We start from the raw sequence: 19,171 nt of genomic DNA, 5'->3' as shown, positions 1-19,171 counted from the left end.
TCGTCCCCGACATCCTGCGGCCGACTTTTCGCTACCGTCAGCATTCTCAGCTCCGTCTCCCTGCGAGGAACACATGACTTCGTCCACCGGCGCATCGTTCGCCGACGAGACACCCGGCCCCGACGGCAAGCCACCCCTGGAGGGTGACAACGCCAGCAGCGGCCGCACCGCCGACAAGATCTTCTTCGGCATGGCGACCGGCTCCGGCCTGTTCGTCATCCTGCTGGTCATCCTCGTCGGCGTCTTCTTGGTCGCGAAGGCCATTCCGGCTGTTGCCGACGACCACGCCAACTTCCTCACCTCGCGGGACTGGAACGTCAGCGATCCGATGCATTTCGGCATCGTGCAGATGTTGTGGACGACCGTGGCTTCCTCGCTCGTCGCGCTCTTCTTCGCAGTGCCCTTCGCGATCGCTCTCGGCCTGTTCCTGACGCAGTACAGCCCGCCGTGGCTCGCTCGCCCGGCCGCCGTTCTGATCGACCTACTGTCGGCAGTGCCCTCGATCGTCTACGGCTTGTGGGGGATCGCGCTCTTCCAGAACAGCAAGATGTTCGCGCCGGTGCAACATTTCCTGAGCGACGTGCTCGGCTGGATTCCGCTGTTCAGCAACAAGACCGCCATCGGCGACAGCCAGTCGAACATCTTCTTCGTCGGTATCGTCCTGGCGATCATGATCCTGCCGATCATCACCGCGCTGGTCCGTGAAATCTTCGCCCAGACCCCGGCCGCCCACAAGGAAGCCGCGCTCGCACTCGGCGCCACCAAGTGGGAAATGATCCGCACCACCGTGTTGCCGTTCGGCAAGCCCGGCATCATCAGCGCCTCGATGCTCGGCCTCGGCCGCGCGCTCGGCGAGACGATCGCCGTGATGTACATCCTCAGCTCGCTGGCCGACAACACGAAGTGGAGCTGGTCGCTGTTCAACGGTGGCTACACCTTCGCCTCGAAGATCGCCAGCGACTCCTCGGAACTGTCCGGGGCCGGCACTGGCGCCTACATCGCCGCGGGCTTGGTGCTGTTCGTTCTGACCTTCATCGTCAACGCCATCGCCCGAGTCATCATCGAGCGCAGGAAGGCCTTCACCGAATGACCGCCACCGTCGCCCCCACCCAGCAGAGCGCCGTACAGGCCGGTGAGTCCACCGGCCGCAAGATCAAGAACCACGCGGCGACCACCCTGGTCTGGCTTGCCTTCCTGGTTGCCCTGATTCCCCTGGTCTGGATCATGTGGATGGTCCTGTCCAAGGGACTCGGCCCGATCCTGCACGCCAACTGGTGGCTCAAGGACCAGTCAGGCGTCGGAGCCCCGGGCTTCGACCACAACGTCCGAGGTGCCCGGCATGCAATCATCGGAACCCTGGAAATGGCCCTGGCCACCTCCGTGATCGCGATCCCGATCGCGATCATGACCGCGGTCTACCTGGTCGAATACGGGCGCGGACTGCAGGCTCGCATCGTCAGCTTCATGGTCGACATCCTGTCGGGTGTTCCGTCCATCGTCGCCGCCCTGTTCATCCTGGCCGCCTGGGTCGGTGTCTTCGGTCTGCGCCTGATGCCGGTCTGCGCCTCGCTGGCGCTGGTGCTCCTGATGATTCCGGTCGTCACTCGGTCCACCGAGGAGATGCTCAAGCTCGTTCCGAATGAGTTGCGTGAGGCGTCGTACGCGCTCGGTGTGCCCAAGTGGAAGACGATCGTTCGCATCGTGTTGCCGACCTCGATGTCCGGCATCATCACCGGTTCGCTGCTCGGGTTCGCCCGCGTCGCCGGTGAGACGGCGCCGCTGCTCATCCTCGCGTCGTACACCCAGTTCTTGAACTACAACCTGGGCAACGGCGACCTCGGCATGGCCGCCCTGCCTACCCTGATCAACCAGAATGTGGCGAACATGGCCGGTGACCCGACCAGCGCCGACCGCGTTTGGGGCGCTGCCTGCACCCTGATCCTGATCGTCCTCGCCATCAACTTGCTGGGCCGCCTGCTCGGCCGGTTGACCAGCGTGAAGAAGTAACACCTCCTCGACAAGGAAGAAACGAACCACTCATGGGTAAGCGCATCGACGTGCAGAACCTGCACGTCTACTACACCAACTTCCTCGCCGTCGAGGACGTCTCGATGACCATCGAGCCGCGCACCGTCACCGCCTTCATCGGCCCGTCGGGCTGCGGTAAGTCCACCTTCTTGCGGACCCTCAACCGGATGCACGAGGTCATCCCGGGCGGACGCGTTGAGGGCAGGGTCATGCTTGATGACCAGGACCTCTACGCGCCCGGCGTCGACCCGGTCGGCGTGCGACGTACGGTCGGCATGGTCTTCCAGCGTCCGAACCCGTTCCCGACCATGTCGATCGGTGACAACGTCACCGCCGGTCTGCGCCTGAATGGTCTGAAGAACAAGAACGAACTCGCCGAACGCACCGAGAAAGCGCTGCGCGGCGCGAACCTCTGGGACGAGGTCAAGGACCGCCTCGACAAGCCGGGTGCCGGTCTGTCCGGTGGCCAGCAGCAGCGCCTCTGCATCGCCCGCGCAATCGCTGTGCGCCCGCAGGTGCTGTTGATGGACGAGCCGTGCTCTGCGCTCGATCCGATCTCGACGCTGGCCATCGAGGACCTGATCACCGAACTCAAGGACGAGTTCACGATCGTCATCGTCACGCACAACATGCAGCAGGCCGGCCGCGTTTCGGACCGTACGGCGTTCTTCAACCTGGCAGCCACCGGCAAGCCGGGCCGTCTGGTCGAGATGGACGACACCACGACCATCTTCAACAACCCGTCCGAGAAAGCCACCGAGGACTACATCTCGGGGCGCTTCGGCTGATCGATCCCCCGCGTTCGCGCGCTTCACCGCCGTTCAGGCCCCCGGCAGGCTCTCGTGCTGGGGGCCTTTCGCGTCGGCTCCCGCTACATCCCGACCGCCGCTGAGACCCCACCCGTGCGGGGGTAGCCTTTGCGCGTGGCCAAAGCGGACAAAAAGCCGAAGCGGGTTCCCACCAAGCTGCGTGTGCGCGGCCTCAAAGACACCAAGAATCTCACTGTCGAGGTCAAGCCCGAGCACCTCATCGAGGACGTTGGCAGCTTCACCTTCGGCTACTGCCGAAGTTGCGACTGGCGCGGGCCCGGCCGCCGGTCACGGGCCAAGGCGCGCGACGACGTCAGCCATCACGTCGACCACTGCCCAGGCAAGGGCAAGGCGGTCGTCGCCGAGGGCCACCTCAAAAAGTGACCTTCTGCACACACTGCTGAGGCTGGAACAACATCAGCCTCGGTCGCGTTAGGCTTCTTCGTGCGTCGGACCGCGGCAGCCCCGGGTCCCAACATCAGCCGCTACGAGCGGCCACGCGCCGTGAGGCGCTCCCGGTCCGACGCACCCCGGTCCAGTCAGTCGAGGTCGCCGGATCGCCACTGACGGGCGCACCGCTCGAGGTCCACGCCGGTCGTCCGCATCGCGGCGGCCGAGGTGGTCAGTGAAGCGGCGCGGGGGTCGTCACGGCCGTCCTCTTGGTCGGCCCGATGCACCCGGCCAGCCGAGATGACCAGGCAGAACGCAGCGGCGCGGTCGAGCGCGGTTCCGAAGTCACCCTCGTAAACGCCGGTCAGAATCGCATTGCCCAGGTCGCGCATGGCGGTCGGGGAAGGCGGCTCCGCAGAGCCGGCGATCACCGACGCGACGTCCGCCCGGATGCGTCCTTCGGCGTAGTCAGCGGCCGCGCCGACCGAGTCCCGCGAAATCCACTCGCGCAAGGCGTAGAGCCGCCACAAGGCGCCCGGCAGACTGACCGCCGGTTGCTGTGACCACAGCTCGGCCAGGGTCGAGATGCCTAGTTCAGAGACTAGGTTCACCAGCCGTTCGGTCAGCTCCGGGTCGTCGCTCGCGCGCCCGGTGTGAACCAACACCGCGGCGCTTTCGTGGGCGATCTCGCTCACCCGCGCCGGATCGATCCCGGCGGCAAAGCTGTCGAGTTGTTCGGGCCGAAATGGCTGCGGGCGGCGGGGCTTGCGGTCAGGATCCACCCAGCGAGCGTACGCGGCGCGGCGGCTCGATCAGTCGAGCCGGTTCAGACCCAGCACCACGATCAGCGGCTCCCCCGCCTCGTCCGAGGCGGCCAGGGGCACCTCGGCGTCGATCCCCCAGTCGAGGTCGCCATCCGGATCGACGATGACCTGCCGGACCCGCCACAGTTCCTTCTCGTGATCGATCCGCAGATGCTGCGGACCTCGAGAATCGGGGCCGAGCACCATCTCGTCGTGGTCCTGGAAATAGAGCGCGATGTCCTCGGCCCAGGCGGCCTCGTCCATCACGATCGGGGTGGCCGGCTCCGTCGCCGCGGCGACCGCCCGGTCCAGCGCGGCCAGCTTGTCCACCCGCCTAGTCGAGGCCAGCAGCACCCGCTGGAACATCGCATTGCGGATCTGCACGCGCAGGGCTCGCTCGTTGCGGGTGATGGCCCGCGGCATCGGCGGCAGCGCCACAGCGCCTGCTTCCGTGGGATTGATCAGCTCCTCCCATTCGTCCAACAGGCTGGAGTCGGTCTGCCGAATGACCTCGCCGAGCCACTCGATGAGGTCGTCCAACTCCTCGTCCTTGCGGGAGTCGGGGACCGTTTGCCGCAGGGTCCGATAGGCGTCGGTGAGGTAGCGCAACACCACACCCTCGCTGCGGGACAGCTCGTATTGGCGCACCAATTCGCCGAAGGTCCAGGCGTTTTCGTACATCTCACGGACCACGGACTTCGGCGACAGTGCCGTTTCAGGAACCCACGGTTGGCGACTGCGATAGGTCTCGAAGGTCGCGCGCAGCAGTTCACCCAGCGGTTGCGGCCAGGTGACCTCCTCGAGCAGTTCCATCCGTTCGTCGTATTCGATCCCGTCCGCCTTCATCTGCGCGACGGCCTCACCCTTGGCCTTGTAAAGCTGGGCGCGCATGATCGGGAAAGGGTCCTCCAGGATCGCCTCGATCACCGACACGACCTCCAGGGCGTAGGTCGGCGACTGCGGATCCAGCACCTCCAACACCGCCAGTGCGAAGGGAGCCAGCGGCTGATTGAGCGCGAACCCGGCCTGCAGATCGTCGACCAACTCGATCTGCCGACCATCAGCCAGCGGCGCGTCCAACCGGCGTACGACCCCGGCCGCCAGCAGTTCGCGATAGAGCGTGATTGCCTTCTTGGACAATCGCCGCTGTTGGCGCACGTCCTCGTGGTTCTCGCGCAGCAGGCGGCGCATCGCAGTGAACGGATCACCTTCGCGCGCAACAACATTGAGGACCATCGAGTGAGTGACGCGCATGCGAGAGCGGAGCACCTCCGGGTCCGCGGCGACGAGCTTGTCGAAGGTCTCCTCGGTGTAGTTGATGAAGCCCTCCGGTGGCTTCTTGCGCTGCACCTTGCGGCGCTTCTTCGGGTCGTCGCCCGCCTTCGCCAGCGCGCGTTCGTTCTCGATCAGGTGATCCGGAGCTTGTACGACGACGGTCCCGCTGGTGTCGAACCCCGCGCGGCCGGCGCGGCCGGCGATCTGGTGGAACTCGCGCGCCTTCAAGACCCGCTGCCGGGTTCCGTCGAACTTGGTCAGCGAGGTGAATACGACAGTGCGGATCGGCACGTTGATCCCGACACCCAGGGTGTCGGTCCCGCAGATGACCTTGAGCAGCCCGCGCTGCGCAAGCGTCTCAACCAGGCGGCGGTATTTGGGCAGCATCCCGGCGTGGTGAACCCCGATCCCGTGGCGTACGAGGCGGCTGAGGACTTTGCCGAACCCGGCGGAGAAGCGGAAGGCGCCGATGGCGTCGGCGACCTGGGCGCGTTCCTCGGCGGTGAGCACCTTCAACGAGAGCAGTGTCTGCGCCCGTTCCAGCGCGGCAGCCTGCGTGAAATGGACGACGTAGACCGGCGCTTGGTGGGTGGTGAGCAGTTCTTCGAGCGTCTCGTGCAGCGGAGCCATCGCCCATTCGAACGACAACGGCACCGGCCGCTCGGCGCCGGCGACGGTCGCCGTCGCCCGCCCCGTACGCCGGGTGAGGTCTTCGGCGAAGAAGCTGGTGTCGCCGAGGGTCGCCGACATCAACAGGAACTGCGCCTGCGGCAGTTCCAGCAGCGGAACCTGCCACGCCCAGCCGCGCTCGGGTTCGGAGTAGAAGTGGAATTCGTCCATCACGACGAGCCCAATATCAGCCGAATCGCCTTCGCGCAGAGCAACATTCGCCAGAATTTCGGCGGTACAGCAGATGATCGGGGCGTCCGGGTTGACCGAGGCGTCCCCGGTCAGCATCCCCACGTTGTCGGCCCCGAAGATCTCGCAGAGCGCGAAGAACTTTTCCGAGACCAAGGCCTTGATCGGTGCGGTGTAGAAGCTGACGCGGTCGTCGGCGAGCGCCGCGAAGTGGGCTGCAACGGCGACGAGCGACTTCCCCGACCCGGTCGGGGTCGCGAGGATGACGTTCGCCCCACCGAGCAGTTCGATGAACGCATCGTCCTGATGCGGGTAGAGGGTCAGTCCTCTGTCGTCGACCCACCCCGCGAACGCCTCAAAGAGGGAATCGCTGTCGGGTTTTTTCGGGATGCGTTCGGTCAACGTCGTCATGGCCGCCCCATCGTCTCAGGCCTCCTGATTTCTCCGGCGCCACGGCGCTGAGTACGCTGTCCGGGCCCGCCTCGTACGGGCGTGGGCCCCTAGCTCAATTGGCAGAGCAGTGGACTTTTAATCCATTGGTTCCGGGTTCGAGCCCCGGGGGGCCCACCACCTTCCGTGAGTTATCAACACTCGCGCCGGTGTCCCGCCGCGCCGCCCGAATCTCACCTACGCTGAGCGCAGCAACAGTGAGGGGTGGCGGTGGCCGAGGACACCAAGGGTTTCGTCGTTGAAACCCAGGAACTGACCAAGCAGTATCCCGGCGTCCGCGCGCTCGACGCTCTGTCGCTGCGCATTCCGGCCGGGATCACCGGCGTTGTCGGAGTCAACGGCGCCGGCAAATCCACCCTGATCAAGGTGCTGCTCGGGTTGTTGCCCGTCACCTCCGGCTCGGCGCGGGTATTGGGTCTCGACCCCGCCACGCAAGGCAGCCAGATCCGCGCGATCGTCGGCTACATGCCCGAACACGACTGTCTCCCAGCCGATGTCAGCGCCGCCGACTTCACCCTGCATATGGCGATGATGTCGGGTCTGCCGCGCACCGCCGCCCGGGAACGCACCTCGGAGGTGTTGCGCCACGTCGGTCTCGACGAGGAGCGCCACCGCGCGATGGGTGGTTACTCGACCGGCATGAAGCAGCGCGCCAAGCTCGCCCAGGCGATCGTCCACGACCCGCGCCTGGTGTTCCTCGACGAACCGACCAACGGTCTCGACCCGCGCGCCCGCGACGACATGCTCGACCTCATCGCCCGGGTGGGCAGTGACTTCGGCATCTCGGTTGCGGTCACCAGCCACCTGCTGGGTGAGCTGGAACGAACCGCCGATCACATCGTGGTGATCGACGGCGGCCGGCTGCTGCGCGCATCGTCGACCGCAGACCTGACTCACACCACCGGCACTGTGCTGGTCGAGGTGATGGGGCCCGCGGGCTGCGATCGGGCATACGGACAAGCACTGATCGAACGCGGCCTGCAGGCGTGGCCGCAAGGCGAGCGAATCCAGGTGCGGATCGAACGCCCCGAAGCCCTCGACATCGTCCGTGACGCCGCGGTCGACCTCGGCCTCGGGCTCGTACGGGTGCAGGAACTGCACCACACCCTCGAAGAGGTCTTCCAGCAACAGGGAGCGACAGCGTGAGCAACACCGGCAGCCGCGGCGTCATCCACGACCTCGGCTATCGCGGATTCCAGGGAAAGCGGGTCAGCAACCGCGCGATCCTCACCGAGCTCTATCGCAGCTCTCTTGCCCACGCTTTCGGGATCGGACGGGCGGGGAAGTCGAAGATCATGCCGTGGCTGGTGGCGCTGATCATCGCGATCCCGGCGATCGTCTTGGCCGGTCTGATCGTGCAGCTCGACAAGATGTCACTGACTGATCAGGCCGACCTGTTCGGGCCGCTGAGCAATTACTTCGGCTTCCCGTTCTGGACGCAGTTGCTGATCACTGTGTTCGTGGCGACCCAAGCGCCGGTGCTCTTCGCCCGTGATCTGCGTTATCGAAGCGTGGTGCTCTATTTCGCCCGACCGGTGTCGCGCACCATGTTCGTGCTGACCCGGCTGGCCGCGCTCACCACCGCGATCTTCTTGATCATCGCGGTGCCGATGACCCTGTGGTTCGGGGTCGCCCTGAGTTCGAAGATGGACAAGTCCGAACACACCCGTCACTACTTCGCCGGCCTGCTCGGCGCCGTCGTGTTGGCGCTGGTGTTGGCGGCGATCGCTGCCCTTGTCTGCACCCTCACGACCCGCTCTGGGCTCGCCGTCGCCGCGGTCATCATCGTGCTGATGGTCACCTCCGGCATCGTCACCACGGCATTGGGCATCACCTACAACTCCGGACATTCCGGCTGGGGCCAGGTAGCTGCATCGCTGAACCCCTTCACCGCGGTGGCCGAGATGGTGGTCGGGTTGGTTCATCAGGATCCGCCGATCGAGACGCTCCCCCGCCCCGACGGCATCAGGGCCGTGGCAGCCATCCTCGTCTGCGTCGTTTGGGTAGTGCTGCCGGTGATTGCTTTGATCGCCCGGATGCGGAAGGCGGCCTCACTGTGAGTGATCTTCGACTGCAATCGGTCTCGCGTTGGTATGGCAACGTCGTGGCCGTCAACGACGTCACGATGCGGATCCAGCCTGGGATCACCGGGTTGCTCGGCCCGAACGGCGCCGGCAAATCGACCTTGCTGTCGATGATGGCGGGCCTGCTGGCCCCCTCCGCCGGCAGTGTCACCCTCGACGAACGACCCGTCCGGGGCGACGTCGGGATGTATCGCCACATCGGCCTGGTCCCGGTTCAAGAGTCGATGTACGACTTCCTCACCGGCCGCCAGTTCGTTCGGCTCAACGCCGATCTGCACCGGCTGCCGCACCCCGGTCCCGCCACAGACCGCGCGATCAGCCAGGTCGACCTCGCGGCGGCCGCAGACCGGAAGATCTCGACGTACAGCAAGGGCATGCGGCAGCGGATCAAGGTGGCCGCCGCGCTGGTTCATGACCCGCGGGTGCTGCTGCTCGACGAGCCGTTCAACGGCATGGACCCGATCCAGCGCCGCGCGATGATGGGGCTGCTGAGCAACTTCGCCGCCGAGGGTCGAACGATCGTTTTCTCCTCCCACATCCTGGAAGAGGTCGAGCAGTTGGCCCGCCAGGTCGAGGTGATGGTCTCGGGCCGCCACGCTGCCTCCGGCGACTTCGCCGCGATCCGCCGGCTGATGACCGACCGACCGAACCAATACCGCATCCGCAGCAGCGACAACCGCCGACTGGCAACGCTGCTGCTGGCCGATCCGACCGTCCGTGGGGTGCGCCTGCGCGGCGAGAAGGCCATCGAGCTCGAAGCAGACGACTTCGGCCGCTTCGCCCAGGTCGTCCCCCGCATCGCGCGCAGCAACGGCATTCGACTGCTCGAACTGACCCCGACCGACGAATCGCTGGAAAGCGTCTTCAGCTACCTGGTGGGCAGATGAATCTTCCGATCCTGAAACTGGCCATCCGCTCGCTGTTCGGGCGAGCCCGCGTGATGATGCTCGTCGCCTTCCCGATCGTGCTGCTGGTGCTGGCCGTGATCATTCGGCTCACCGCATCGGGCGAGGTGGCGGTGAACGAAGGACCGCTGGTGTTGGTCCGCACCTTCGGCATCGGCATCGTCGTTCCCGTCGTCGCGCTGACCGCGACCACGACCTTGATCAACTCCGAGTTCGACGACGGCTCAATCATCTATCTGTTGACCAAACCGCTGTCTCGGCTGTCGATCATCGCCAGCAAAGCGGTCGTCGTGTTGGCGAGCACTCTTCTGTTCGCGGTCCTGCCGATGGCGGCCGCTGCGTTGGTGCTCGTCGGAACTCGCGACGACCTCTGGCTTGGCGCCCTGCTTGGCGGACTGACCTCTTCGGCGGCCTACGCGGGCATCTTCACCGTCTTGGCAACCCTGTTCAACCGCAGTCTGGTCGGCTGTCTCGTCTACTGGTTGGTGTGGGAAGCGTCGCTGACCTCGTTGATCTCCCCGGCCGCCTGGTTGTCCGCGCGGGCATGGGGATCGAGCGTGTTGCACGCAGTCGCTGACGTGCACGAGAAGGTCCACCCGCCCGTGTGGTTCGGCGTCGTTGCCGCGCTCATCTGCCTCGCCGGTGGTGTCGCGGTTGCGGCCCGACGGCTGTCCGCTACCACGATCTCCGAGGTTTGACCTTCAGGAAACTCGCAGGTTCGAGCGGCCCAATCGACCCCACCGAATGTGGTTGCCTGTTTGTTGTACGGCTTGCGAGCTCGCGCTCGACAAGTACCACAAGAAACAAGGGAGATTCCTCATGGGCTTGATGGACAACGTTGGTGGCTTGGGCGACAAGGCCAAGGACCTCGCAGGCGACAACGCTGACAAGATCGGCGAAGGCGTCGACAAGGGCGGCGACTTCGTCGACGACAAGACCGGTGGCAAGTACTCGGACAAGGTCGACCAGGGCCAGGACTTCGCCAAGGACCGTCTTGGTGACGGCGGCGGCGACGAGAACGCCTGAGCACCACTTCGTACGAAGGGCCGCGACACCTCGGGTGTCGCGGCCCTTTTGTCGCCCGGCGTGGGCGAGCCCATACCGGGGCCCGACCACTAGGCCGCGCTCATCGACCAAGATGGACCCATGCCGACTGAGTTCCAGAGCACCTACCGACTGCAGTTGCACGCAGACTTCACCTTCGCCGACGCCGCTGCCCAGGTCGGCTACCTGGCCGACCTGGGTGCGAGTCACCTCTACCTCTCCCCGATCCTGACCGCGGTTCCGGGATCGATGCACGGCTATGACGTGGTCGACCACACCCGGATCGCTCCCGAACTGGGTGGCGAGGACGGTTTCCGGGCGTTGGTCGCGGCTGCTCACGGACGCGGGCTGGGGATCGTCGTCGACGTGGTGCCCAACCACATGGCATTCGTTGCTCCCGAGACCCTGAACCGGCCGTTGTGGCAGGTACTGAAGGACGGTCGCGACGCCGAGACCGGGCAGTGGTTCGACATCGACTGGAAGGTCGGCGGCGGCCGGATCGGGCTGCCGGTGCTGGGCAAGCCGCTCGCCGAGGTCATTGCCGACGGCGAACTGACGTTGGACAGCAGCGGCGAAGAACCCGTTCTGCGCTACTTCAACCACGTCTGGCCGGTGGCGCTCGGCACCGACACCGGCGGCGACATCGCTGAGATCCTCGACCGGCAGCACTACCGATTGGCGAGCTGGCGCGACAAGGCCGAGGTTCTCAACTACCGACGCTTCTTCGAGGTCGACGGGCTGATCGCCATCCGGGTGGAACTGCCCGAGGTCTTCGACGCCACCCACGAATTGCTGCTGCGACTGCATCACGAGGGGCTCATCGATGCCTTCCGGATCGACCACCCGGACGGACTGGCCGACCCGACCGCCTACCTCGCGCGGCTCACCGCGGCCTGCCGCAAGGACACTCCGATCTGGGCGGAGAAGATCCTCGAGGGCGAGGAACGGCTGCCCTCCTCGTGGCATTGCGCCGGAACCACCGGCTACGACGCGCTGCGGGTCGTGCAGGCCGCGTTCACCGACGACGCCAGCAGCGAGGTGCTCGACGAGGCATGGGCGGCGGCCGGCGGAAACCCCGATTTCCCCGCCATCGTGGAGACCTCGAAGCGCTGGGTCGTCGAACACTCACTGGCCCCCGAAGTAGACCGCCTGACCCGCCGAGCCCGCGAGGCGCTGCCGGACTCCGACGGTGACCGACTGCGCGAGGCCATCGTCGAACTGCTGGTCGGCGGCGAGGTCTATCGGGCCTACGTCCGACCCGACCACCGCCTGACGGCACAGGACCGAGGCCGATTGACCGAGGCGTTCGAGCGCGCGGGTGACGCTCGCCCCGACCTGGCAGCCGAGCTGGATGCGCTGGCCCCGCTGACCGCGCTGCAGGATGACGAAGCCTCCGCGACCGACTTCGGTATCCGGCTCCAGCAGACCTGGGGCCCGGTGATGGCCAAGGGCATCGAGGACACCACGTTCTACCGCTATCACCGACTGGTCGCCCTGAACGAGGTTGGCTCGGACCCGACGCTGGTCGCCGGGGCTAGCCCAGATCTGTTGCACGAGTGGGCAACCCATCAACAGAAGGAATGGCCTCGCACTCTCACCACGCTGTCGACCCACGACACGAAACGCAGCGAGGACGTACGCGCCCGGCTGCTGGCCCTGGCCGAGAGCCCGCAGGCCTGGCGCTCATTGGCCGCATCCGCCCACCGGTTCGCCGAGGGCCGGATCGATGGCCCGACGGCCCACCTCGTGTGGCAGACGCTCTTCGGTGTCAGCGCCATCGACGATGATCGGCTCGCCGACTACCTGCGCAAGGCGCTGCGCGAAGGCAAGGAACACACCGCCTGGGTCGATGGCGACAGCGACTACGAAGACGCGGTGATCTCCTACGCCAAGGACCTGCGCGACGACCCCGACCACCGCGCGCTGGTCGAGCGCGCTGAGGCGCAAGTCGCTGGATCCATCGCCGCAGTCACGTTGGGTGCCAAGCTGATTCAGCTCACCCTGCCCGGTGTCGCGGACAGCTATCAGGGCACCGAGTTCGTGGATCTGTCCTTGGTCGATCCCGACAACCGGCGTCCGGTCGACTACGCGGCCCGCGCCACCGGTCTTCTGCACCCGGGCGATGACCTGTCGGCCCGCAAACAACACCTCGTACGAACGGTGTTGCAGGCCCGCCGGAACGCACCGGAGGCCTTCGGTGCACATGCGACGTACGAATCGATCGAGACCGACTCCGCCCACGTCATCGGGTTCGTTCGCGGTCACTCGCATGGCGGCCTTTCCGGGGTGCTGCGCCGCGACAAGCCGACTGCGTATGCCGTCTTGGCGATCCGCGCCGGCGACCGACTCGCGCGGGACGGCGGGTGGGCCGACACAACCGTGACGTTGCCCGATGGGCAGTGGACCGACCTGCTGAGCGGCCGAACCTTCGCCGGCGGCCTGGTTCCGTGCACCGAGATGTACGCGGCCGGTCCGGTCGCCTTGCTGGAACGTCAGTGACCGCATCACCATTCGCGACGAGGAAGGCATCATGAACACCGCGACGCATACCTTCGATGTCTGGGCGCCCAACGCAGGCGAGGCCGTACGCCTGCATCTCGACGACACCGTTGTCGAGATGGCCGCAGGCGGCGACGGTTGGTGGACGGTCGATGCCCCGGCAGCCCCCGGTTCCCGGTACGCCTATGCCGTCGACGACCAGGATCCCCGCCCCGACCCCCGCTCATTGGCACAGCCGGAGGGGCCGCACGGCCGCTCCGCCGTCGTTGATCTGGACACCTTCGAGTGGACGGACCCGGCCTGGCGTGGCGTGCCGCTTTCCGACGCAGTGATCTACGAACTGCATGTCGGAACCTTCACCGAGCAGGGCACCCTGGACAGCGCGATCGAGCGACTGGACCACCTGGTCGAGCTCGGCATCACGCTGATCGAGCTGATGCCGTTGGCGTCCTTCCCCGGCCAGCGCGGCTGGGGCTACGACGGCGTGTGCCCCTACGCCGTGCACGACGCCTACGGCGGAGCACTCGCACTGCAGCGCTTCGTCGACGCGGCCCACGCGAAGGGTCTGGGAGTCTGCCTCGACGTCGTCTACAACCACCTCGGACCCAGCGGCAACTACCTGCCGGTGTTCGGTCCTTATTTCACCGACCAGCACCACACGCCATGGGGCTGGGCGGTCAACCTGGACGGTCCCGGCAGCGACGAGGTGCGCCGCTACCTCATCGACAACGCAACGCTGTGGCTGCGCGACTTCCACCTCGATGCGCTACGCCTCGACGCGGTTCACGCGCTGATGGACGACCGGGCGATGCACTTCCTGGAGGAGCTCGCCGCCCACACCGACGCGCTCGCCCATGCGCTCGGTCGGCCGCTGCTGCTGATCGCGGAGTCGGACCGCAACGATCCCGCGACGGTCGCGCCGCGCGCGGTCGACGGCACCGGCGGCCAGGGCCTGGCCGCCCAGTGGGCCGACGACGTGCACCACACCTGGCATGTCCTGCTCACCGGCGAGACACAGGGTTACTACGCCGATTTCGCCGAACCCGACGCCCTGATCAAGGCCGGCCGAAGCCCGTTCTTCCACGACGGAACCTGGTCGAGTTTCCGCGGGCGACACCACGGCCGTCCCGTCGATCCGACGACACCCGGCCATCGGTTCGTGGTCTCCCTGCAGACCCACGACCAGATCGGCAACCGCGCCACCGGCGACCGCCTGAGCCACCTGGTCTCCACCGGCCGGCTGGCGATTGGGGCCGCGCTGATGCTCACCTCGCCGTACACCCCGATGCTGTTCATGGGCGAGGAGTGGGGCGCCGCGACGAAGTGGGCCTATTTCACCGATCACGAGGAGCCCGACCTGGCGGCGGCCGTCTCCCAGGGGCGCCGTGCCGAGTTCGCCGAACACGGCTGGACCGACGAGGTGCCCGACCCGCAGCAGGCATCGACCCGCGACGCTTCGGTGTTGCGTTGGACCGAACTGGATCAACCCGTCCACCGGCAGGTCTACGACTGGTACCGCACCCTGATCGCGTTGCGTCGCGACGTCCCGCAGCTGCGCGACCCCGATCTGCGCTCCAGTTCGATCGCGCGCGACGGCGAGGTCGTGACGGTGCACCGCGGCGACTACCGCATCATCGCCAACCTGGGCCAGACCGCCGTACGGGTGGGGCCGGCGCGCGTCGTCGCGGCCGCCTTCGACGCATCGATGGACGCCGGCGGCGACGTCGTGATCGAGCCCGACGGAGTGGTGATCCTCGCCCCCTCCTGACTTGTCCGCCAAACACGCCGGATGACCGCAGCAAAGTGACGGACAAGTGCGCTCCCCCGCCCCAGGACCGACCACCGCGTTCTAGAGTTGCCGCATGCCCAAGAACACTGCTGCTCTGCGTTCTCCAGCCGCCCAGAATCTGCTCGCGGCCGCCGTCACCGGGGCCACTGTGCTCGCGCGGCCGGCCAGGGTCCCCACCTGGCTGCGTCGCGGCCTGACCGTTGCCAACACGGCCGGCACCGCCGGCTCACTGTTCATGTCCAAGGACGACGCCTCCACCGGTGGCGCCCTCGGAATCAAGCCGGTGACCGGCGCCAAGAACACCGCGGCCTCGGCCGGTTCGGCGCTCGCTGCCGCGACGGGCGGCATCGGCCTGCTCACCTCCGGAATCGGTCTCAAGCTCGACACCAAGGCCGAGACCTACCTGTTGAACCGCGGCGTGAAGCACCCCCGCTGGTGGATGGCGATCGGCGCCGTCGGCCTGGTGTTCGTGATCAAGTCCGTCCAGGACGTCGCAACCAAGAAGACCGAGGACGCCGCCAAGAAGCTCGCCGCGAAGGCGCAGCAGCAGTCGCCGGCCGGCGCAAAGGTGCCGCCCTCGCGGGCCTCGGTCGCCGAGAAGCCGGCCAAGTCGCCCAAGGCGAAGACCGCCCCGGTCGCGGCGACTTCCACTGACGCTGCCACGGCATCCGTCGACCCGGCTGACGCGAGCGCCACCTCCGGCGCCGCTTCGGTCAAGGGCAACGACGCTGGTTCAGCCAAGGGCACCGACCCTGGTTCGGCCAAGGGCAACGACACCGCTTCGGGCAACGAATCCGACGCGACCTCAACAACGCCGACTTACGACGCGGTCCGCGCCGGTTTCAGCGGTTCGACGGCGGCCGCGCGGAACCCTTCCACCGCGTCGACCAGCGATCCGCAGACGCCCGCCGACGCCCCCGGCGCCCCGGCTGCAGGCAGCGCGGACAGCTCGTGGACCGACGTCACCCAGGCAGGCAACGGAACCGACGCATCGGCTGATTCAGCGAACTCGCAGCAGGCACAAGCTGGTTCGGGTACCAAGCCGTCACTGTTCGAGCAGCAGTTGGCTCAGACTGAGGTCGCCGACGTCGACCAGCCGGCCCCGGACGACGCTCAGGACTGACCCTTCAGGTGGTGCCAGCAAAGAACTAGCACCGCAGCCAACATCAGCAACGAGCCGACCAGGCTCCACGGGCGTCCCGCCCGGGCTATCGCGAGAGCGACGTCCGACGGGGCGCCCGCTTGCATGAGGCGGCGCTCGACCGGCGTACGAAGTTTGCGCAGTTTGGTGCGTCCGAGCGTCGCCGCGAACGGCACGTACGCCCCCAGCACCGCGACCATCAGAACGACCCGGACGGGAACCAGCCCGCCGCGGAGCTCGACGGTGATCGCTGCCGCGATGGCCAGCACCGCGAGGGCGGCCGCCCCGCCCTGGGTGGCGTGGGTCCAGGCCGCGCCGCGCCGGGCGCTTCCACCGGCACGCGCCACGAGGAACTCCAGCACGTTTCGTTGCAGCCGCGACTGCGCCCACAGCATCCACGCGATCGCCGTCACGAGCAGCACGGGCACCAGCCATACCTTCACGCCCTGCACCCTACGGCTCCTGCCGCCGTACGCTTGCCAACCATGATCGAGCCGCTGGATGCCCTTCGCCGGATCGCCTTCGTCTTGGAGCGCGCCCGAGCCGGCGAATACCGCGTGAAGGCCTTCCGTGGCGCTGCTGCGACGGTCGTCTCGACCCCCCGCGAGGAGTTGGAGCGGCGGGCTGCCGACGGCACCCTCGGCGACCTGCCGGGCATCGGCAAGTCGACCGAGGTCGTGATCCGCCAGGCGCTGGCCGGGCAGCGACCGGACTATCTCGACACCGTCGAAGCGAAGTATCCCGATCAGATGGTTGAGGGCGGCCAGGCCGTACGCAACGCATTGCGCGGCGACTGCCACAGCCACTCCGATTGGAGCGATGGCGGGTCGCCGATCCCCGAAATGGTCGCCAGCGCACTGGAACTCGGCCACGACTACCTGGTGTTGACCGACCACTCGCCCCGCTTGCGCGTCGCGAACGGGCTGAGCGCGGCCCGCCTGCAGGAGCAGTTGAAGGTCATCGAGGTGATCAACCAGCACGTCGACGGTTTCACCCTGCTCAAGGGCATCGAGGTCGACATCTTGGACGATGGCGAGCTCGATCAAAGCGAGGAGATGCTGGAGCGACTCGACCTGCGCGTCGCCTCGGTCCACTCCAAACTGGCCATGGCATCCGCTCCGATGACGCGGCGGATGATCGCGGCGGTGCGCAACCCGAGGACCAACGTCCTGGGCCACTGCACCGGGCGCCTCACCGGTGGTTCACGCGGCACTCGCGGACAGTCCGCCTTCGACGCCCGCGCCGTCTTCGAGGCGTGCGCCGAGCATGGCGTCGCGGTGGAGATCAACAGCCGGCCCGAGCGATGCGACCCGCCCGATGAGCTGTTGACGATGGCCCGCGACCTCGGCTGCCTGTTCTCGATCGACTCCGATGCCCACGCACCCGGCCAACTCGACCTGTTGCAATTCGGCTGTGTGCGCGCCGAACAGTTGGACATCCCGCTGGATCGAATTGTGAACACCTGGGCAGAAGACCGACTCCTCGCATGGGCCGCAGCCCGCTGACCTGCGCAGATGTGCTTTTCGGTGGCGCAGGCGACCCCGTTTTGGTGTTCGGTCTAGAACTCCCCTATAGTTACGCAGGTCCTCAACGGATCCGGCCCAGTCCGCTCGGCGCGGCCCTGTCAAGGACAGGTCCCCATCGTCTAGCGGCCTAGGACATCGCCCTTTCACGGCGACGGCACGGGTTCGAATCCCGTTGGGGATACAGCACGGTCTTGTGCAAACAAGGCCCCGTAGCGCAGTTGGTTAGCGCGCCGCCCTGTCACGGCGGAGGTCGCGGGTTCGAGTCCCGTCGGGGTCGCCAGTTTGGTCATCGCACCAAACCGATGGCCAGATAGCTCAGTTGGTAGAGCGAGCGACTGAAAATCGCTAGGTCGGCGGTTCGACCCCGTCTCTGGCCACAGTTCGCAAAGGAAGCCCGCCGATTCGCCGGCGGGCTTCCTTGTTCTTTCTCCCCCACCCGACCTGTCGGCATGCCGCGCAGTTGGGCAGTCCAAGATGGACCTATGCCTACCCGACCTGGCGCCCTGCGCGCGCTTCTGTCAGCCATGCTCTTCCTCCCGATGATGTTGCTGGGGATGGCGACCGCTCAGGCCCACGAGCAGCTGCTGTCGAGCGTGCCAGCGGCAGGCGCTCAGGTCTCCGCACCGAGCGAGGTGACGCTGACCTTCAGCGGCCCGATGATCGCCACAGGCACCGCCGTACGCGTGATTGGTCCGGACGGCGCCAACGCCAGCCAGGGCGACGCGAAGGTGGCCGCTGCGGCGGTCACCCAACCGCTGCGTACGCCGCTGGTGGGGGGTTCCTACACGGTCACCTGGCGCGCGGTGTCGGGCGATGGGCACCCGGTCTCCGGCACCTTCACATTCAGCGTGGCGGCGAACGCCACCGCGGCCCCACCCACGGCGGGCCTGCCCGGCATCAGCCAGTCAACAGCGGCGCCGACGGCGCCCACCAGCTCGGCGCCGACGTCGCCCACCAGCTCCGAAGTGACTCCGCCGGCCAAGCAGACTCCCACGACGTCAACCGACAACGAGCCCCTGTTGATCGGGGCGGCCGTGGTGATTGCGCTGCTGCTGATCGGTGGCGGAGCGGCCTATGCCCGCACCCGGTTGCGCGACGACGCGCCCGCAAACGGCAAAAATGAGCGCAATGGCCACGATTCGGACTCGGACTCGACCGACTGATTCAGAAGTGGGCGTGTCGCTGATGTACCGTTGACCCCACGACAGACACGCAAAGATCCCGGGGCCTTCCGCGGCGCGTTGTTCCGATGGCAGTGCCACCGGGCTGACCGCTTTGGACGCCCCGGCAATACACATGAGGGGGTCTCGCCATGGGGCGCGGCCGGGCCAAAGCCAAGCAGACCAAGGTTGCCCGGGAGTTGAAGTATTTCTCTCCCGACACCGACCTGAACGCACTCGAGCGCGAGTTGCGCGCTTCGACGTCGCATCGTGAGTCCGAGGAGCCCGAGGTCGTTGACACCGCTGATGACAGCGATGACAGCGACGTCGGAGCTGATGGTGTTGACGGAGTCGATGACGACTACGCCGACTGGGCGTCACACCGTCACTGACACCCGTCCCTCACGGGT

The 19,171-nt window shown here is 66.9% G+C and carries 18 protein-coding genes and 4 tRNA genes; 19 read left to right on the top strand and 3 right to left on the bottom strand.

Annotated features, from left to right (window positions below; genetic code table 11):
- The first annotated feature begins 73 nt into the window (after nucleotides 1-73).
- The 4 genes from pstC to ACYU98_RS05510 all read left to right on the top strand — a co-directional run bounded on the left by pstC (nucleotide 74) and on the right by ACYU98_RS05510 (nucleotide 3,221).
- Nucleotides 74-1,090 (top strand): phosphate ABC transporter permease subunit PstC, encoded by a 1,017-nt coding sequence (pstC, locus tag ACYU98_RS05525; protein ID WP_460467189.1) that lies wholly within the window; start codon nucleotides 74-76, stop codon nucleotides 1,088-1,090.
- Nucleotides 1,087-2,007 carry a phosphate ABC transporter permease PstA gene (pstA, locus tag ACYU98_RS05520; protein ID WP_460467188.1) on the top strand — a complete coding sequence of 307 codons (921 nt, stop codon included), beginning with the start codon at nucleotides 1,087-1,089 and terminating at the stop codon, nucleotides 2,005-2,007. Before pstC ends, pstA begins: the two co-directional genes overlap by 4 nt.
- Nucleotides 2,008-2,039: 32 nt before the next feature.
- Nucleotides 2,040-2,816: a phosphate ABC transporter ATP-binding protein PstB gene (pstB, locus tag ACYU98_RS05515; protein WP_460467187.1), complete on the top strand. Its 777-nt coding sequence runs from the start codon at nucleotides 2,040-2,042 to the stop codon at nucleotides 2,814-2,816.
- A gap of 135 nt (nucleotides 2,817-2,951) precedes the next feature.
- A complete protein-coding gene (locus ACYU98_RS05510) occupies nucleotides 2,952-3,221 on the top strand; it encodes a hypothetical protein (RefSeq protein ID WP_460467186.1) in 270 nt (89 codons plus the stop codon).
- A 155-nt stretch (nucleotides 3,222-3,376) separates the two neighbouring features.
- Here ACYU98_RS05510 and ACYU98_RS05505 read toward each other — a convergent pair whose 3' ends face one another.
- Both ACYU98_RS05505 and ACYU98_RS05500 read right to left on the bottom strand, forming a co-directional pair.
- On the bottom strand, nucleotides 3,377-4,009 hold the full coding sequence (locus ACYU98_RS05505; protein WP_460467185.1) for a hypothetical protein: 633 nt from the start codon (nucleotides 4,007-4,009) through the stop codon (nucleotides 3,377-3,379).
- Between the two features lie 30 nt (nucleotides 4,010-4,039).
- Entirely contained in the window at nucleotides 4,040-6,574 is a 2,535-nt protein-coding gene (locus ACYU98_RS05500; protein ID WP_460467184.1) for a DEAD/DEAH box helicase, read from the bottom strand.
- Between the two features lie 83 nt (nucleotides 6,575-6,657).
- On the opposite strand from ACYU98_RS05500, the gene ACYU98_RS05495 reads away from it, so the two are divergent.
- From ACYU98_RS05495 to ACYU98_RS05455, 9 genes are all read left to right on the top strand, one after another.
- Nucleotides 6,658-6,733 (top strand) — tRNA-Lys (locus ACYU98_RS05495).
- Between the two features lie 90 nt (nucleotides 6,734-6,823).
- Nucleotides 6,824-7,759, top strand: coding sequence for an ABC transporter ATP-binding protein (locus ACYU98_RS05490; RefSeq protein WP_460467183.1), 936 nt, complete (start codon nucleotides 6,824-6,826; stop codon nucleotides 7,757-7,759).
- Nucleotides 7,756-8,673 carry an ABC transporter permease gene (locus ACYU98_RS05485; protein WP_460467182.1) on the top strand — a complete coding sequence of 306 codons (918 nt, stop codon included), beginning with the start codon at nucleotides 7,756-7,758 and terminating at the stop codon, nucleotides 8,671-8,673. The genes ACYU98_RS05490 and ACYU98_RS05485 overlap by 4 nt, the downstream gene beginning before the upstream one ends.
- Nucleotides 8,670-9,584 carry an ABC transporter ATP-binding protein gene (locus ACYU98_RS05480; RefSeq protein ID WP_460467181.1) on the top strand — a complete coding sequence of 305 codons (915 nt, stop codon included), beginning with the start codon at nucleotides 8,670-8,672 and terminating at the stop codon, nucleotides 9,582-9,584. Before ACYU98_RS05485 ends, ACYU98_RS05480 begins: the two co-directional genes overlap by 4 nt.
- Entirely contained in the window at nucleotides 9,581-10,300 is a 720-nt protein-coding gene (locus ACYU98_RS05475) for an ABC transporter permease (protein WP_460467180.1), read from the top strand. The genes ACYU98_RS05480 and ACYU98_RS05475 overlap by 4 nt, the downstream gene beginning before the upstream one ends.
- 121 nt (nucleotides 10,301-10,421) lie before the next feature.
- Entirely contained in the window at nucleotides 10,422-10,628 is a 207-nt protein-coding gene (locus tag ACYU98_RS05470) for an antitoxin (protein ID WP_460467179.1), read from the top strand.
- A gap of 120 nt (nucleotides 10,629-10,748) precedes the next feature.
- Complete coding sequence (gene treY / locus ACYU98_RS05465; RefSeq protein ID WP_460467178.1) at nucleotides 10,749-13,145, top strand: malto-oligosyltrehalose synthase; 2,397 nt, start codon at nucleotides 10,749-10,751, stop codon at nucleotides 13,143-13,145.
- Between the two features lie 31 nt (nucleotides 13,146-13,176).
- On the top strand, nucleotides 13,177-14,913 hold the full coding sequence (gene treZ, locus ACYU98_RS05460) for a malto-oligosyltrehalose trehalohydrolase (RefSeq protein ID WP_460467177.1): 1,737 nt from the start codon (nucleotides 13,177-13,179) through the stop codon (nucleotides 14,911-14,913).
- Between the two features lie 94 nt (nucleotides 14,914-15,007).
- The gene (locus ACYU98_RS05455; protein ID WP_460467176.1) at nucleotides 15,008-16,057 is read left to right on the top strand and encodes a hypothetical protein; all 1,050 of its coding nucleotides are present in this window, start codon (nucleotides 15,008-15,010) and stop codon (nucleotides 16,055-16,057) included.
- Here the strand turns inward: ACYU98_RS05455 and ACYU98_RS05450 are convergent.
- Nucleotides 16,048-16,518, bottom strand: coding sequence for a hypothetical protein (locus tag ACYU98_RS05450; RefSeq protein WP_460467175.1), 471 nt, complete (start codon nucleotides 16,516-16,518; stop codon nucleotides 16,048-16,050). The two genes, ACYU98_RS05455 and ACYU98_RS05450, sit on opposite strands and share 10 nt — an antisense overlap.
- 42 nt (nucleotides 16,519-16,560) lie before the next feature.
- Between ACYU98_RS05450 and ACYU98_RS05445 the strand changes: the two genes are divergently transcribed.
- From ACYU98_RS05445 to ACYU98_RS05420, 6 genes are all read left to right on the top strand, one after another.
- A complete protein-coding gene (locus tag ACYU98_RS05445; protein ID WP_460467174.1) occupies nucleotides 16,561-17,580 on the top strand; it encodes a PHP domain-containing protein in 1,020 nt (339 codons plus the stop codon).
- A gap of 129 nt (nucleotides 17,581-17,709) precedes the next feature.
- Nucleotides 17,710-17,782: transfer RNA gene (locus ACYU98_RS05440), tRNA-Glu, on the top strand.
- A gap of 22 nt (nucleotides 17,783-17,804) precedes the next feature.
- Nucleotides 17,805-17,881, top strand: a tRNA-Asp gene (locus tag ACYU98_RS05435).
- Between the two features lie 24 nt (nucleotides 17,882-17,905).
- Nucleotides 17,906-17,978 (top strand) — tRNA-Phe (locus ACYU98_RS05430).
- A gap of 105 nt (nucleotides 17,979-18,083) precedes the next feature.
- Nucleotides 18,084-18,764, top strand: a complete 681-nt coding sequence (locus ACYU98_RS05425) for a copper resistance CopC family protein (RefSeq protein WP_460467173.1) — start codon at nucleotides 18,084-18,086, stop codon at nucleotides 18,762-18,764.
- A gap of 149 nt (nucleotides 18,765-18,913) precedes the next feature.
- Nucleotides 18,914-19,153 (top strand): DUF3073 domain-containing protein, encoded by a 240-nt coding sequence (locus ACYU98_RS05420; RefSeq protein WP_460467172.1) that lies wholly within the window; start codon nucleotides 18,914-18,916, stop codon nucleotides 19,151-19,153.
- Nucleotides 19,154-19,171 lie beyond the last annotated feature (18 nt).

This window comes from Calidifontibacter terrae (assembly GCF_054778835.1).
The sequence above is the reverse complement of the archived record's forward strand: the minus strand, read 5'-3'. Positions and strand labels throughout refer to the sequence as shown.

Excerpts from the sequence above, each read along its gene's own strand:
- pstC (WP_460467189.1), top strand. The coding sequence starts at position 74 with ATGACTTCGTCCACCGGCGCATCGTTCGCCGACGAGACACCCGGCCCC.
- pstA (WP_460467188.1), top strand. The coding sequence starts at position 1,087 with ATGACCGCCACCGTCGCCCCCACCCAGCAGAGCGCCGTACAGGCCGGT.
- pstB (WP_460467187.1), top strand. The coding sequence starts at position 2,040 with ATGGGTAAGCGCATCGACGTGCAGAACCTGCACGTCTACTACACCAAC.
- ACYU98_RS05500 (WP_460467184.1), bottom strand. The coding sequence starts at position 6,574 with ATGACGACGTTGACCGAACGCATCCCGAAAAAACCCGACAGCGATTCC.
- ACYU98_RS05475 (WP_460467180.1), top strand. The coding sequence starts at position 9,581 with ATGAATCTTCCGATCCTGAAACTGGCCATCCGCTCGCTGTTCGGGCGA.
- ACYU98_RS05470 (WP_460467179.1), top strand. The coding sequence starts at position 10,422 with ATGGGCTTGATGGACAACGTTGGTGGCTTGGGCGACAAGGCCAAGGAC.
- treY (WP_460467178.1), top strand. The coding sequence starts at position 10,749 with ATGCCGACTGAGTTCCAGAGCACCTACCGACTGCAGTTGCACGCAGAC.
- treZ (WP_460467177.1), top strand. The coding sequence starts at position 13,177 with ATGAACACCGCGACGCATACCTTCGATGTCTGGGCGCCCAACGCAGGC.
- ACYU98_RS05455 (WP_460467176.1), top strand. The coding sequence starts at position 15,008 with ATGCCCAAGAACACTGCTGCTCTGCGTTCTCCAGCCGCCCAGAATCTG.
- ACYU98_RS05445 (WP_460467174.1), top strand. The coding sequence starts at position 16,561 with ATGATCGAGCCGCTGGATGCCCTTCGCCGGATCGCCTTCGTCTTGGAG.
- ACYU98_RS05425 (WP_460467173.1), top strand. The coding sequence starts at position 18,084 with ATGCCTACCCGACCTGGCGCCCTGCGCGCGCTTCTGTCAGCCATGCTC.
- ACYU98_RS05420 (WP_460467172.1), top strand. The coding sequence starts at position 18,914 with ATGGGGCGCGGCCGGGCCAAAGCCAAGCAGACCAAGGTTGCCCGGGAG.